Raw genomic sequence first — 15,554 nt, forward strand, 5'->3', positions numbered from 1 at the left:
GGTGCAAAATAGCTCTAAAAATTTACTTGTTGTTACAGATTCTATTAATCCCGAAGACAGTAGCGGTTCTAAAGCAAATGTGGCCTTTATTAAAAGCCTGATTGGTAATGGATATAAGGTTTGTGTTATACATTACACACAGGTTGAATTACAAATCAAAGGTGCTGAATGTGTTTTAGCTAAAGAGCGAAGAGCTAATTTAACCTATGTGCTAGGAGGAATTCAACGTACTGTGCAGCGTAATCTAGGTGTCAACTGGTCAGTCTTTTTAGAGAATAGATTTGGATTTAGTTTTACATTTTTTAATGATTCAAAATCAATTGTCAAAACCTTAGAGAGGTTTAGGATAACCGATTTTGACTTAATAATATCTCTGAGTAAAGGCGAGAGTTTTCGCCCTCATCATGCTATTTTACAACTGCCCCTGTGGCATCTAAAATGGTTGGCTTATATACATGATCCCTATCCCTTTCAAAATTATCCCAAGCCATATACTTTTGTTCCTAAAGGGGCAATACAGAAAGATCATTTTTTTAATAAAGTAGCTACCCATTGCAAATTTGCAGGCTTTCCATCGCGTCTTTTGGCAGACCACATGGCAGGATTTTATCCAGAGTTTAAAGAAAAATCTGTTGTCATTCCACATCAATACGACAACGTAATTTCCGGGGTTTCCTTACCTTCATTTTTTAAGGACGCTGCGTTTAACATCGTTCATACAGGAAATTTAATAGGAGGCAGATCACCTGAGGGACTATTAAAAGGATTTCAGCTTTTCTTAGAAAGTCAGGAAGAAGCGAGACAGGAGAGCTATTTGTATTTAGTGGGGCCTTCCAGTAATTATAGAGAATTGATGAGCTTATATAAACATGCTCCACAGTTTATTTTTCATCCGGGTGTTTCTTATGCGGAATCTCTAGCACTACAGCAAGCTGCTTCAGTAAATCTTATCGTTGAGGCAAGTGATACCGATTTTAGCCCGTTTTTACCGGCCAAGATGGCTCATTGTGTGATGGTAGATAAGCCTATTTTAGCTTTAAGTCCGAAAAAAAGTGAAGTGCGCAGGCTGCTCGGAGAAGATTACGTCTGTCAAAGTGAGGCAGACGATTCCGAGCAGATCGCCGGTATTCTCTCTGGACTCTACCTCAAATGGAAAAATACAAAGGCAGAATCCTGGCGTTTAAACCGGACCGATTTACAGGACTATTTTTCATCAGCGTATCTTAATAAACAGATTCAAAACATTCTGAATGCCTCTGCTTGATTCCCAAGACGTAAGCATTATAATTACCACTTACAACCGTAAAAGGGAGTTGGTCTTTACCCTGAATACCTTGCGAGAAGTTATTGCTGATGACGGGATTTACATTTGGGATGATGCATCTACAGACCATACTTTTGAATACATCTCGAGTGAATATCCGGAGATAAACATATTTCAGAATACGGTAAATAAGGGCTTGATAGCCAACCGAAACCAATTGATGCAAGCCGCTCCCACAGAATACGTTCTTTCCCTTGATGATGATGCGCACTTTTTAAATCCTGAAGCATTAGAAAAAGCAATGTCGTTTATGCAGGAGAATTTCAACTGTGCTGTGTTATCGTTTAGACTTTTTTGGGGCCTGCAAAAGCCAGCTAATCAAAAAACAACTGAGAAAACCTATCAGGTAGGTAACTTTCTGGGAGGTGCTCACCTGATGCGTAAAAGTGCCTGGGATAACTTTATAAAGTCTTATCCGGAATGGTATCATTTCTATGGAGAGGAAGACTATGCCGCAATGAAATTATTTAGGGCGAAACAGGTAATATTTTATTTTCCAAAAGTGCTCGTTCATCATCGGGTATCTTTAAAGAATCGAAAAAAGAGCGCTGAAGAAACCAGCTTAAGAACCCAATGGGCTTTGCAGGCTGCCTGGAGCAACTATTTGATCTTTTACCCCAAACAAAAAGCCTGGTTGAAGATTATGTATTCTATAAAAGAACAATTAAGGCTGAAATTTTTAAAAGGAGATTTCAATATTTTAATTTCAATTTTTTTCGCTGGGAGTGAACTTTTGAAAAACCGAAAGTATAGAAAAATAGTTGATTCACGATTTACAAAAGAAGAATTGGAATGCTACTCAAATTTACCAGCATCTCCAATTTATTGGAATTACTCTTAAGTTTGAATATTCAATGAATTCATATCTTATACTTATCCCCGCACGTGCCGGTTCACAACGATTTCCCGGAAAAAATATGCGGCAATTAGGAGATAAGCCGCTGGTGGGGCACAGCATTGCCTACGCTTTGAAAAATGATTTGAGCGATATAGTAGTCACTTCAAACGACGCTGCTGTTTTGAATTTTGCCGCTCAGAATAAAATTCAGGTTATTGAAAGACCCGATTCATTAGCAGGTAATGAAGAGCCGGTAATTACAGCCTTGCAGCACGCAGTTAATCAATTACAAAAAAAATACGAAGCGGTTATTTTGCTGCAGCCCACAAATCCATTGAGACCAGAAGGGCTTCTTAAAGAGGCTATCGCAGTCTTTGAGCGAGAGGATTGTGACAGCCTGATGACCGTTTCCCGAAATGAACATAAATTGGGAACTATTTTTAATAATCAATTTATACCTTACAATTATGAAATGGGGCAGCGCAGTCAGGATTTAGAGCCTTTGTATTATGAGAATGGATTGCTTTATATTTTTAAAACAGCCTTACTTAATCAGGGGAAACTTCTGGGAGAACAAAACTATTCCCTGATTGTTGACCATCCTTTTGCCGAAATCGATATTGATACGGAAGCCGATTTTAAAAAGGCTGAATTTTTTTTAAATGTCTATAAAAGTTAGTTGAATACAAGTCTGTGGTGATTAATAGAATTAAAAAAAGAATACCTAAAACGTTGCGTAAGCGTTTTAAAAGAATTCTAATAAAACCCTTAGCACTTTGGTATCGAAAAGACCTTGTCGCTCTTGCCACCTTATTTGAGACAGATAAACACGGTTTCCATAATTATATGCCAGTATATCATAATCACTTTTCGCATTATAGAAAGCAAAAGATAAATCTTTTGGAGATTGGGGTGGGGGGATTTGAAGATCCGGAAAAAGGAGGACATTCCTTACGCATGTGGAAAGTTTACTTTAGAAAAGCGAACATCTACGCAATTGATATTGTTGATAAAAGTAGTATTCAGGAAAAGAGGATAAAAATTTTTAAAGGCAGTCAGGCTGATCCTGATTTTTTAAAGCAAACTATAAATTCAATTGGAAGCATAGACTTAGTTATTGATGATGGTAGTCATTTAAATGAACATGTAATTAAAAGTTTTAAGATTTTATTTCCACTGCTCAATAGTGGTGGTATTTATGTTATAGAAGATACCCAAACTGCTTATTGGTCTAGTCTCGGAGGCGGACATCCCTCTGACCATGCTTTGCAGACGAGTATGAATTATTTTAAGTATTTAATAGACGGTCTCAACTATAAAGAATTTAAGTGGGACTATGAACCTACATACATGGATAAGAATATAGATTCCATTCATTTTTATCATAATTTGATTTTCATTTACAAAAAATAACAATGCCTCAAACTCTAGGTATTTCCGTAGTTATCCGTAACAAAAATCAGAGTCAGGCTCTCGAGTTTCTTTTGAAAAACCTTACTTCGAGATACTTCGATCAAATCAATGAGATAATTGTTTTGGATAATTGTTCCACAGATACCAGCAGAGCCATTTCGGAAAAGCATCGGGTTCGTTTTGAAGTTATCAAAGAATTCAGTTACGGAGGAAGTGCCAATAGAGCAGCAGAAGTTGCAAACTTTCCAATAGTAGTTATGTTTAGTGCACATGCCTACCCGGTTAGTCACGATTTTTTTACTTCGATAAGACTTGAATTTCAGAAAAATCAAAATCTGGCTGGGGTACGCTGTATTCATAATCCCAATGACTATGTTAATTATATTGAAAACATAAGTTCTAAACAGGATCCTAATAAATCAGGACTAATATTCTGTGGTTCGGCTTTTAGTAAAAGGGTTTGGGAGAAGCACCAATTTAAATCAGATATTACAACATTTGAAGATAAGGAATGGTCAGTACGTGTTTTAAAAGCCGGATATGACATTGTTTTAGCCCCTGCTATCTTTTGTTATGATATTAAACGCACCAAAAAACAGGAGTTCTTTCGTTATAAAAATGAACTCATCGGAGCCTATCAACTTTGGCATAAAGATATTAGTCTAAAATATGCGGTAAAGTCGTTTTTGGGATCTTGTCTTAAAATTTTTAGTAATCTATTCTCAGATTTGTATTATGCATTAAAGAAATTGTTTATTCATCTAAAATTCTTGACCAAAAGACCTGATAAATTTTAAATTGAATATGATATCAGTTTCACATAAAAAAACAAAACCTTGAACCCATACATCCAAATCGAAAACCGCAAAATAGGACCAGATTACCCGCCACTTGTCATCGCCGAAATAGGCATCAATCATGAAGGTTCGTTACAGGTTGCCAAAGAACTGGTTGATGCTGCGCACCGGGCAGGAGCGGAAGTGGTCAAACATCAAACGCATATTGTAGAAGATGAAATGAGCGGTGCGGCGAAGAAAGTGATTCCGGGGAATGCAACTGTTTCTATTTACGAGATTATGAAGCGTTGCGCGCTTGATGAAGCTGATGAGATTGCGCTTAAAAAGTACGTAGAAGAAAAGGGAATGTTCTTTATCTCTACACCCTTTTCCCGCGCTGCCGCAAACCGGCTTCAGGCTATGCATGTTTCGGCCTATAAAATCGGTTCTGGGGAATGCAATAATTATCCCTTGCTTAAGCACATCGCAGGTTTTGGTAAGCCGGTTATTCTCAGCACCGGGATGAATACCCTTGAAAGTGTTTCTAAGGCTGTACAGATTTTTAAGGATGCCGGGACACCTTTAGCTTTGCTGCACACCACCAATTTATACCCAACACCCACCCATTTAGTGCGTTTGGGCGCGATGACACAACTGCATCAGGCCTTTCCCGATGTGCCTTTTGGCTTATCAGATCATACCTTGAACAATAATGCCTGTTTGGGAGCAGTAGCTTTAGGTGCTTCTATTTTAGAGCGGCATTTTACCGATCATATGCAACGTACCGGACCAGATATTGTTTGCAGTATGGATGAAGAAGCCTGCGCCGAACTCATCAGGTCAAGTAAGGAAATCTGGCTCATGCGCGGGGGCGAAAAAGCTCCAACAAAGGAGGAACAGGTCACCATCGATTTTGCATTCGCAACCGTTTGTACTATAGCACCCATCAAGGAAGGCGAAGTTTTTACCGAAGCAAATATTTGGGTAAAGCGCCCGGGAACGGGCGAGATTTTAGCTGAACAGTTTGAAGATATTCTGGGTAAAAAAGCAGCAAGAGCTATTGCTGAAGATGCTCAACTCAAGTTTAGCGACATTCAATGAGTTCGATAAAACAATTCCTGAATACCGCATATCAAAGGGTGATAGATTACTATTTTAATCTTCGCCTACAGTGCAATCAACAGCTTATCCTTAAAAACAAATCTAATGGCATATTTGCCGTTGAGGTGTTCTCTAAAATGGGTTTTGGAGCAAACTTTATTTGGTTGCTTGAAATTCTTGAATATTGTGACTCCGCGGGTTTAAAACCTTTTGTGATTTTTAGAAATCCGTCCAAAAGAATTGGCTCAAAAAGCTTTTCAGAATTCGTAAAATTTAAAAATGATTCTCAAAAGCCATTCTTCCTCCATTATGCGGTTATGCGGTCTTTTAAAGAATTGGGTTTGAACACGGCATGGAATTACAATTCGGCTTTAACTTTAGAACGAGCAAATTACTTACTCAATAAATATCTGAAAATTGATGCCGAAGTTACCGAATTTGTACACAAATATAGTGCAATTGAATTCAAAGCAAATCGTATCATAGGCGTACACTTCAGGGGGACAGACAAAATTGCCGAGGCTCCTGCTGTTTCATATGAACAGGTAAAAAAGGTCTTACTTTCCGAGTTTGAAAAAGAATCGCAAAACATTCAATTTTTTCTGGCTAGTGATGATCATACTTTCATCGATTATATGACCCTGGAATTTGAAGAAAACCAGATATTATGTAGAACGATCAATCGTTCTAAAAATGGGAAACCCATTCATATTACAGCAAAGAATCATCGCGAGGTTAACCGCGAAGCTTTAATTGATTGCCTCATTCTTGCGAAGTGCGACAAACTGATCAAAACAGCCTCGATTTTAAGCGGTTGCTCTGTGGTTTTCAATCCAAATTTGGAAGTCGAAATGCTTAATGAGCCATACCCCAACTACCGATTTTTTCCAGAAAAGTTATTTTTAAAATAAAATTCACTTTGAAAAAAATAGCTTTTCTTACCGGGACTCGGGCAGATTTTGGGAAACTGAAATCACTTATTCGGGCAGTTCATGATTCAACTGACTTTGCATATGGAATTTTTGCAACCGGAATGCATCTGCTCGAGCAATATGGCCTCACTGTTATTGAAATTGAAAAAGCAGGTTTTCAAAATATTGAGCGCTTTCCCAATCATACCTCAGAAGCCACGATGGACCTCACTTTGGCTAAAACTATCGAAGGTTTTTCAGCCTTCGTTAAAACAGTTGAGCCTGATTTAATAATTGTTCACGGTGATCGGGTCGAAGCGCTGGCCGGTGCAATTGTGGGTTCGTTGAATAATATTTTGGTAGGTCATATTGAAGGCGGCGAACTTTCTGGAACTGTTGATGAACTTATTAGGCATTCGGTAAGTAAATTGAGCCATATTCATTTTGTATCTCACGAGACTGCGGCGACACGCTTGGTACAAATGGGCGAACTCGAGAGCAGTATATTCAATATTGGTTCGGCTGATTTAGATGTGTTATTCAGTGAGACCTTACCCAATCTCGAAACTGTAAAAACTTATTACAACATTCCGTTTGAAAGCTACGCGGTAGTCTTATTTCATTCGGTAACCACCGCGCATCAAGAAACTGCAACGCACGCATTTGATTTTGTAGCGGCGCTTCTGGAAGATGATCAAAATTATGTGGTGATATACCCCAATAATGACCGTGGTTCTTCCGCTATTTTAAAAGCGTATCGCCAATTTCAAGAGCATCCTCAATTCCGGCTTTTTCCGTCCTTGCGGTTTGAGTATTTCATTACCTTGCTCAAAAACGCGACGTTCTTAGTAGGAAACAGCAGTGCCGGTATTCACGAGGCTCCCTATCTGGGTATTCCTACGGTAAATGTGGGCAGGCGCCAAGAAAACCGGGACTTACAAACCGACAGCATCATTCACGTGGATAATGCTAAAGCAGCTATTTTAAAAGGTATCGCTTCCGCGAAAGCATTAAAGGTTAAACCAAAAGGAACAAAAAGTACTATTACAGCTGCATCTGGATTTTTGGAAGCGCTAAGAACCGAATCTTTTTGGCAAATAGACCATCAGAAGCAGTTTCGGGATCTTTAAAGTGTCACTTCGAGTGAATTAAGTGTAGCGATAGCGAAACTTAATTTGTATCGAGAAGTCATAGTTGTTAGTAAGTTTATAATTTATAAGGGTTCTCGATACAATTTTATCGAGCCCAGGCTCTCAAAAATCACTCGAAGTGACAAACAAATCCTAATTCTTGAAAGTCTATAATGTTTATATTCTAAGATGTCGGGATAAAACCTATTATACCGGTATAACTTCTGATCTTTGGGAGCGGGTTGAACAATATCAATCCGGGAAGTACAACAATTCTTATACATCTAGCAGAAGACCAATTGAATTGGTTTATTATTGTGAATTTACAGAACCAGAGTTGGCAATTGAATTTGAGAAGCGGATTAAAAAATGGTCTCAGGCTAAGAAAGAAGCTTTGATTAATGGGGAATTTGAAAAACTACCTAACTTGGCTAAAAAACGTTTTAAATAATGTCACTTCGAGTGGTTGAAGCATAGCGTTAGCGGAGCTTCAGATGTATCGAGAAGTTTTAGGAGTTATGATGTCTTGAGTTCACTTGGCTTCTCGATACATTTGCTTTCGGCTTGTGGCCTCAATCAAACACTCGAAGTGACAGTGTTCTAGCTTAATTACGTTTTGCATTGGGCCTCAATCAAACATTTAAACTGACAGGCTTCTCGATACACCGGTCTCGACTTGAGGTCTCGACCGACACTCGAAGTGACAGATTTTGATATCTTTAATTTAGAAAAACGAAAAACGAAAAACGAAATATGCATTTTAAACTTATAACTTTGAATCTAAAACCTTGACTTTAGCATCTCAAAAGACCTTAGGAATTGTAATAACAGATGGGGTTGGCTTTCGGAATTTTGTGCTGAGTACGTTCTTGACTAAAGCTGCCCGATCTTTTGAAAAAGTAGTTATATTTTCCGGACTCCCATCTACGGCATATCCTGACCTTGATGCGGCGTTTTTTACCATTGTAGAACTTCCTGTTTTTACTGAAACTAAAAAGAATTGGTTTTGGCGTAAACTGAAAGAAGTAGCACACCTGCAGAAACATAAATCCAATCCGGGTATTGCAGATAATTACGAGATGAACAAAGCCAAGAGCTGGAGTGCGCACGGACTTTTGGTTCGATTTGTTTATGCCGTCAGTTCAATTTTTCATAGCGAAAAGAACATCCTTCGGTATGAAAAGTTCCATGAGCGAAGCTTTGCAGGAGACGCTATTGTAACTAAATACGGTGAAATTTTAAAAGAGCATGAACCAGATATTTTATTCTTTACACATCAGCGACCACCCTTTATTGCTACTCTGGTCTTTTGGGCGAAAAAGCTAAAGATTCCTACCGCATCGTTTATTTTTAGTTGGGATAACCTGGCTTCAAAAGGGAGGATGGCCTCAACTTTTGACTACTTTTTGGTCTGGAGCGATTTGATGAAAAGGGAATTACTTCGGTTTTATCCCTATACTAATCCGCAGGCGGTTTCTATCGTAGGGACTCCGCAATTTGAGCCGTATGTATTGCCAGAATTCGATATGCCAAAGACTAATTTTCTGGAAGCTTTCGACCTAAATGCTGATGAAAAAATTATGTGCTACAGCTGCGCTGATGCCACGATTGGCCCTAACGATCCGTTGGTGATCGCGACTTTGGCTGAAGGTATCCGTTCGGGAGCAATCGATTCGTGTCAGCTTTTGGTACGGACTTCACCGGCAGAAGATGAGCAGCGTTTCGCAGAAACCAAAACCAAATACCCTGAAATAAAATGGAATCATCCCAAATGGGAACTCACCCGGGAAGGGCATCCCGAGCCCTGGTCTCAACGGGTACCTACACGCGAAGACCTGAGCATGCTTAAAGCTATTCTTAAGTTTTGCGATCTGAACGTCAATATGCTTTCAACTATGAGCCTCGACTTTATGTTGTTTGAAAAGCCGGTTGTGAATACGGCCTTTGGCAATGGCGCTAACGGACTTTACAACGATCAGCGGTTCTTACAGTATGAGCATTATGATAATGTGGTTAAAAGTGGTGCGGTTAAAATCGCCAAAAATGCAGAAGAATTGTATACTGCTGTAAACGCATACCTGCGTAATCCCAATCTGGATCTGGAAAATCGCAGGAAGCTTATCGATATGCAGGTGGGTAAACCTCTTAACGAAACCACTCAAGCTTGTGTACAAGCTTTAAAAAATACTTTATGAGCACCAAAAGATTAGCGGTAGTTTGTAATTATGTCCTTCGAGCCGATCGCATCGGCGGTATGGATCGTTTTTTTGTGGCTTATGATAAAGCAGCGAAAGCTAAGGGTTATGAAGTAGATTGGTTTTTTCCGGATGTTTTGGATAAAACATTTTACGAGGGTGTTACCCTTTTTTCTGCGGAAGGAAATTCAAGTGTCGAAGCCTTTTTTCTCAATTACCTTCAGGAAAATGAAAAAACCTATACCGCTCTAGTTACCCATTTTACCGAGTTGTGTACCCCTTTTTATAAAAAAGCCAAACAAGCCGGAAGGATCAAAAACTTAATCGCCATAGATCACAATCCACGTCCTTTAAATGGTTTTCCGCTTAAAAAGCAGTTGAAAAACCGTCTTAAAGGCTATTTACATCATAAAGCTATAGACCGGTTTATAGGAGTAAGCAGCTATACGGCCCGGCATATTGTGAAAGATCTGGGCAAAGTGGTAGCCCGCAAAACCGGAGTGATTTACAACGGTATTGATACTTCGGTCTTTAAAAAAAGAGAAAACCACGATCTTAATCAGGAAGGCAAAGTTCAATTTGTTGTGGTTTCTCACCTGCGGGAATCTAAAGGCTTGCAGGATTTGATAGATGCCCTGGCGCTGTTGAAACCCGATTTGCAAAACAAACTCCACATCACCATTTATGGCGAAGGTCCGCTGGAAGAAGGCCTAAAGCAACAGGCCAAAGACAAAGGGGTTGATCAATTGCTGACATTCAAAGGCAGTTCTTCAGAGATTCCACAACTTTTGGCCGATTACCAGTATCTCATTCAACCTACGTATATGGAATGCTTCAGTCTCTCTATCCTCGAGAGTTTATCGGCAAATGTACCGGTGATTACCACCACGGTTGGTGGTAATCCCGAGATTATCAAAGAAGATAAAAACGGATTTTTAGTTCAACCAAAGGATAAACGGGCCCTTGCAGCCATTATTGAAGAAGTAGTACTTGGGGATCGAAAAATAACTGAAGACACTTCGGTTTTAATTGAAAAGGAATACACGCTAGACCGTATGGTCGCTGAACATATAAATTTACTGGACTGATGCACATTGCTTTTTTAACTCCTGAGTATCCTCATCCTTATTTAAACCGAAGTGGCGGTCTGGGAACCAGTATCAAAAACCTGGCATCAAGTCTGGTTGAGGCCGGGGAACGCGTTACGGTTTTTGTGTACAGTCAGGCCGAAGACCGGGAATTTGAAGATCAGGGAGTCCAAATTCACAGCATCGCAAAACGGAAGTATACATTCGCAGGCTGGTATTTGCATAGTAAATTTTTACAGCGCTATATCAATAAAATTATTCTTCTAGATGGGATAAATGTTCTTGAGGCACCTGATTGGACCGGAATTACGGCTTTGATGCATTTTAAATGTCCTTTAGTAATTCGCTGTAACGGAAGTGACGGGTATTTTTGCCATTTAGATAGCCGAAAGCAAAAACCCAAAAACCGTTGGTTTGAAATGCAGGCACTTAAAAATGCCGATCATATTCTTGCGGCAAGTGCTTTTACAGCAAAATTGACTAAAGCAATTTTTGGACTGAAGAATGAAATACAAGTGATACCTAATTCAATCGACACAGAGCTTTTTAAGCCGGTTCAAATTCCGGAGGTTTCCAATCGCATACTGTATTATGGAAGTGTCATCCGTAAAAAAGGAGTTTTAGAACTGGCTGAAATTTGCAACTTGGTTTTTAAGGAAAACGCAAGTGCGCGGCTTATTCTTGCAGGAAATGATGTGAAAGATGTTTTTACAGGCAGATCAACTCAGGAACTTTTTATGGAAGTAGTAAAGTCTAAATTTCATAATCAAATTGAGTTTAAAGGGCTACTTCCTTATAAGGCTGTTCAGGAAGAGATCGCGAAAGCTTCCGTTGTTGTTCTGCCCAGCTTCGCAGAAGCTTTACCGATGACCTGGATTGAAGCCATGGCGATGGAAAAAGCGCTGGTCACTTCTAATATTGGTTGGGCAAATGAGGTGATGATCGATGGAGAGACTGGTTATGCCGTGGACCCTAAAGATCATCAGGCATATTCAGATGCAATTTTGCAATTACTCGATTCCGAAACTTTAAGAAAAAGAATGGGGATTAACGCCCGAAAACGGGTTTCTGAAAAATTTGCGACTCAGGTAGTTGTTAAACAAAATCTGGAATTCTATAAAAGTTTAGTCTAAGCTTGATTTTATTAATTCATAATAACAAACATCCCGTCGAAATTCTGAAAGACGGGCAGCCTCTTGATATGTATATTCAAAAACAAGCGGTAAGTGCCGCTTGTTTTCTTTTAGCCGAAAAGTTCCCCAAGGAATTTTTTGTTTGGGTGCATCAGGATTTAAAAGGTAACCTCAACATTGATTTTTTCAAAGCACATTCGAATACTATAGAAATGCTTAGTTACGCAGCCAATAAATCTTTGGTTATTTCGGAAGAAATGGGTTATGTAGATCAGAGTGTGTTTTTCCGAATTCAACCCAACGTAAAATATCCCACTTGGTTAATGAGTGGATCTGCTGGTTACATTAGCTGTAAAGCCTTAAATCATTTTAGAAGCTTTCTTCCGATGTATGCTAACTTTGATCTGTTTCTTTGTGTGTTGGCTAAAGTAGGAATGCCTAAGGGCTTGAGAGCTTACAGCGAGCCCCGGCTTATTAAAAAACCAGATTATAGTGGCATTTCATTCTCAAAGAACACAAATGCTACTTATTCTGCAATTGGAGCTTTACTCGGTAAAAAGTGGCTGCTAATATTTGAATTGCAACGTTTAATGTATAGCAGAAAAATGAATCCAATTCAGCTCGCAAAAACATATCTGACCAAATCTCTTTCCTATTCTGAAATTCCTAATTTAGAAATTGATGATGCCAATCAAAACGAAGCGGAATCTAGGTTAAGCTTTGATATTGTAATTCCTACATTAGGACGAAAAGAGGTTTTAAAGCAAACTTTAGAAGACTTGGCTGTTCAATCACTTTTACCCAAGTGCGTAATTATCATTGAGCAAAATTCCAATAGTGATTCGGTATCAGAGCTTGATTATTTGTACACCGTGAGTTGGCCTTTTGAAATCAAACATACTTTTACCCATCAAACTGGGGCTTGTAACGCTCGTAACTTGGCTCTAGACCAGGTTGAGGCAGACTGGGTTTTCTTGGCTGATGATGATTTGCGTATTCCCAATGATTTTTTGCAAAGCGCGAATTCATTTATACAGAATGAAAAGCCTCAGGCTTTTACAGTAAGTTGCTTACAGCAAGGAGAGGTGGAGCAGGAGGACACCGTAATTCAATGGCCTTCTTTTGGTTCGGGTTGTAGTTTTGTAAAAGCTTCGGCATTAAAATCTATTCGTTTTGATATGGCCTTGGAACATGGTTTTGGAGAAGATGCCGATTTTGGTATGCAGTTGCGTAAATCTGGTGTTGATATACTTTATAATCCTTTTTTAAAGCTTTTACATTTAAAAGCTCCTGTGGGAGGTTTTCGAAAATCAGTTGATAAACCTTGGCAAAGCGAAAACCTTTCGCCTAAACCTGCGCCAACAGTTTTAGCATCGATTCTGAAGCACGCAACCCCGTCTCAGATAAAAGGATATAAAACTTTATTATTTTTAAAATTTTACCGCTTGCAAAAGAATAAAAATCCATTTTCCTATTTTCTACACATGCAGAAACGTTGGAAGGTTAGTTTATTTTGGGCAGAGAAACTTTCGAATACAAAATGATGTTCTCACTAATTGTTTGCACGTATCAGCGTGCTGAGGCATTAAATAGACTCTTGGCCTCAGTTGCCATTCAAACTACCTATCCGGATGAGATTTTAATAATCGATGGTTCAAAAGATTTGGAGACTCAGCAAAGTATTTCGTCTCAAACTATTAGGAATCTTAAGTATTTTAAGGTTGAAGAAAAAGATCGCGGACTCACTCTTCAGCGTAATTTTGGGATTGAAAAGTTAAATCCAAAGTCTGGAATCGTATGTTTCTTGGATGATGATGTGATTCTTGAGCCAGATTATTTCGAAGCAGTTTTAGAAGCTTTTGATTCAGACATTGACATAGTTGGAGTAGGGGGAGTTGCTACAAACGAAAATCTTTGGAAACCCTCAAGCCGGAAGCATTCAACAGATAAGGTTTATGTATTTGAAGGCTTTGAACGCAGTGAGTCGCAGCGTTTTTATCTGCGAAATAAGCTGGGCTTACAATCACCCGATCTTCCAGGAGTTATGCCCGACTTTTCGCATGGCAGAACCTATGGCTATCCCTTAACCGGCAAAAATTATGAGGTTGATTTATTAATCGGGATGTCTATGAATTTTCGGCGCAAGGTAATTGAAGATGAAAAATTCAGTCTGTATTTTGATGGATACGGACTCTACGAAGATGCAGAATATTGTCTTCGAGCTTTAAAATATGGGAAAAATGTGATGTGTACTGCTGCTCGGTTGGAACACCTTCATGACCCTTCAGGAAGACCGGATCTTTATAAATACGGTAAAATGGTGATTCGAAACGGGTGGTATGTTTGGCGGGTTAAGTATCCAAACCCTAATATTAAAGCACGAATTAAATGGAATGCAACAGCATTACTTTTGACACTGATTCGGTTGAGTAATGTGCTCACTACTTCAAACAAAATGGGTGCTTTACGTGAAACCATTGGTAGAACTGTAGGATGGTGGAGTTTATTTTTTAATAAGCCAAAGCTTCAGTGAAATTTGCTGTAATCACCCATATTGAGCATTTTGAAAAAGAAGGAGATTTCTACTCTTATGGCCCATATGTTCGTGAAATGAATTTGTGGTTTAAGGGTGTGGATGAGGTTCGTGTTGTAGGCACCTTTAGTTCAAAAAATCCGGGAAGTATTGATCTGCCTTATAAGGCTACACGTCTGCAATTGATCAAAGTCCCATCGTTTGACATTACCAGTATTGCGCAGGCGGGACGAGCACTTTTGGTGTTGCCGGTAATTATTAAGAAAATTTATCAGGAAATGTCGGGTGTAGATCATATTCATCTGCGTTGCCCCGGAAATATAGGGTTACTTGGTGCTATTGTTCAGCTATTTTTTCCAAAGAAGAAAAAAACAGCAAAGTATGCAGGTAACTGGGATCCTAAGTCGAAACAGCCCTGGAGTTATAACCTGCAAAAATGGATTTTAAGCAATAGCTTTTTAACTAAAAATATGCAGGTTTTGGTTTATGGCGCTTGGCCTAATCAAAGCAAAAATATCAAGCCCTTCTTTACCGCGACTTATACCGAAGCCGATAATAACGCGCTTCCACTGCGTAAATACGATTTGCCTTTACGTTTTTTATTTGTTGGTGGTTTGGTTCCGGGTAAGCGTCCTTTATATACTTTAGCGCTTGTAAACGAACTCATCTCCAAAGGTTTTCCGGCAGAACTTCATTTTTACGGCGATGGACCTCAAAAGGAATTGCTTCTCGATTTTATCACGGAGCATCATCTAGAGAAAAGTGTTTTTCTTCACGGAAATCAATCGGCTGCAACAGTTGCTGAAGCCTATAAAAAAAGTCATTTTTTGATACTGCCTTCTAAAAGCGAAGGCTGGCCAAAAGCGGTAGCAGAGGCGATGTGGTGGGGTGTGATTCCTATCGCTACTCCAATTTCTTGCGTACCGTGGATGCTTGATCACGGTAATCGTGGTATTTTAATCAAGGCCAAGCTTGAATCTGATGCAGCTCAATTAGAAGCATTTTTAAAAGATAAAACGGGTCTGAAAGATATGGCGCAAAAAGCATCTGCCTGGTCACGCAACTATACCTTAGATTTGTTTGAAGCTGAACTTAAAAAACTCTTGTAAACC

The 15,554-nt window shown here is 39.1% G+C and carries 15 protein-coding genes; all 15 read left to right on the forward strand.

Going from position 1 to position 15,554, the window contains the following annotated elements:
- The first annotated feature begins 1 nt into the window (after nucleotide 1).
- The 15 genes from BUA96_RS12760 (at nucleotide 2) to BUA96_RS12830 (ending at nucleotide 15,551) form a co-directional block, all read left to right on the forward strand.
- On the forward strand, nucleotides 2-1,264 hold the full coding sequence (locus BUA96_RS12760) for a glycosyltransferase family protein (protein ID WP_072983889.1): 1,263 nt from the start codon (nucleotides 2-4) through the stop codon (nucleotides 1,262-1,264).
- Entirely contained in the window at nucleotides 1,251-2,165 is a 915-nt protein-coding gene (locus tag BUA96_RS12765) for a glycosyltransferase family 2 protein (protein ID WP_072983639.1), read from the forward strand. Before BUA96_RS12760 ends, BUA96_RS12765 begins: the two co-directional genes overlap by 14 nt.
- A gap of 13 nt (nucleotides 2,166-2,178) precedes the next feature.
- Nucleotides 2,179-2,841: an acylneuraminate cytidylyltransferase family protein gene (locus tag BUA96_RS12770; protein ID WP_072983641.1), complete on the forward strand. Its 663-nt coding sequence runs from the start codon at nucleotides 2,179-2,181 to the stop codon at nucleotides 2,839-2,841.
- Nucleotides 2,842-2,855: 14 nt separating this feature from the next.
- A complete protein-coding gene (locus BUA96_RS12775; protein WP_233430644.1) occupies nucleotides 2,856-3,575 on the forward strand; it encodes a class I SAM-dependent methyltransferase in 720 nt (239 codons plus the stop codon).
- 2 nt (nucleotides 3,576-3,577) lie between these two features.
- Entirely contained in the window at nucleotides 3,578-4,372 is a 795-nt protein-coding gene (locus tag BUA96_RS12780) for a glycosyltransferase family 2 protein (RefSeq protein WP_072983643.1), read from the forward strand.
- 39 nt (nucleotides 4,373-4,411) lie between these two features.
- Entirely contained in the window at nucleotides 4,412-5,452 is a 1,041-nt protein-coding gene (gene neuB, locus BUA96_RS12785; RefSeq protein ID WP_072983645.1) for an N-acetylneuraminate synthase, read from the forward strand.
- On the forward strand, nucleotides 5,449-6,363 hold the full coding sequence (locus tag BUA96_RS12790; RefSeq protein WP_072983647.1) for an O-fucosyltransferase family protein: 915 nt from the start codon (nucleotides 5,449-5,451) through the stop codon (nucleotides 6,361-6,363). The genes neuB and BUA96_RS12790 overlap by 4 nt, the downstream gene beginning before the upstream one ends.
- A gap of 8 nt (nucleotides 6,364-6,371) precedes the next feature.
- The gene (gene neuC / locus BUA96_RS12795) at nucleotides 6,372-7,493 is read left to right on the forward strand and encodes a UDP-N-acetylglucosamine 2-epimerase (protein ID WP_072983649.1); all 1,122 of its coding nucleotides are present in this window, start codon (nucleotides 6,372-6,374) and stop codon (nucleotides 7,491-7,493) included.
- 160 nt (nucleotides 7,494-7,653) lie between these two features.
- Nucleotides 7,654-7,944 (forward strand): GIY-YIG nuclease family protein, encoded by a 291-nt coding sequence (locus tag BUA96_RS12800; RefSeq protein ID WP_072983651.1) that lies wholly within the window; start codon nucleotides 7,654-7,656, stop codon nucleotides 7,942-7,944.
- 337 nt (nucleotides 7,945-8,281) lie between these two features.
- Nucleotides 8,282-9,688, forward strand: coding sequence for a hypothetical protein (locus tag BUA96_RS12805; protein WP_072983653.1), 1,407 nt, complete (start codon nucleotides 8,282-8,284; stop codon nucleotides 9,686-9,688).
- Nucleotides 9,685-10,776: a glycosyltransferase family 4 protein gene (locus tag BUA96_RS12810; RefSeq protein ID WP_084673159.1), complete on the forward strand. Its 1,092-nt coding sequence runs from the start codon at nucleotides 9,685-9,687 to the stop codon at nucleotides 10,774-10,776. The genes BUA96_RS12805 and BUA96_RS12810 overlap by 4 nt, the downstream gene beginning before the upstream one ends.
- Complete coding sequence (locus tag BUA96_RS12815; RefSeq protein ID WP_072983655.1) at nucleotides 10,776-11,909, forward strand: glycosyltransferase family 4 protein; 1,134 nt, start codon at nucleotides 10,776-10,778, stop codon at nucleotides 11,907-11,909. The genes BUA96_RS12810 and BUA96_RS12815 overlap by 1 nt, the downstream gene beginning before the upstream one ends.
- 2 nt (nucleotides 11,910-11,911) lie before the next feature.
- Entirely contained in the window at nucleotides 11,912-13,453 is a 1,542-nt protein-coding gene (locus BUA96_RS12820; protein WP_072983657.1) for a glycosyltransferase family 2 protein, read from the forward strand.
- On the forward strand, nucleotides 13,450-14,442 hold the full coding sequence (locus BUA96_RS12825) for a glycosyltransferase family 2 protein (protein ID WP_072983659.1): 993 nt from the start codon (nucleotides 13,450-13,452) through the stop codon (nucleotides 14,440-14,442). Before BUA96_RS12820 ends, BUA96_RS12825 begins: the two co-directional genes overlap by 4 nt.
- Entirely contained in the window at nucleotides 14,439-15,551 is a 1,113-nt protein-coding gene (locus tag BUA96_RS12830) for a glycosyltransferase family 4 protein (protein WP_072983661.1), read from the forward strand. The genes BUA96_RS12825 and BUA96_RS12830 overlap by 4 nt, the downstream gene beginning before the upstream one ends.
- Nucleotides 15,552-15,554: the final 3 nt, after the last annotated feature.

It is taken from the genome of Leeuwenhoekiella palythoae (genome assembly GCF_900130045.1).
Taxonomy (GTDB): domain Bacteria; phylum Bacteroidota; class Bacteroidia; order Flavobacteriales; family Flavobacteriaceae; genus Leeuwenhoekiella; species Leeuwenhoekiella palythoae.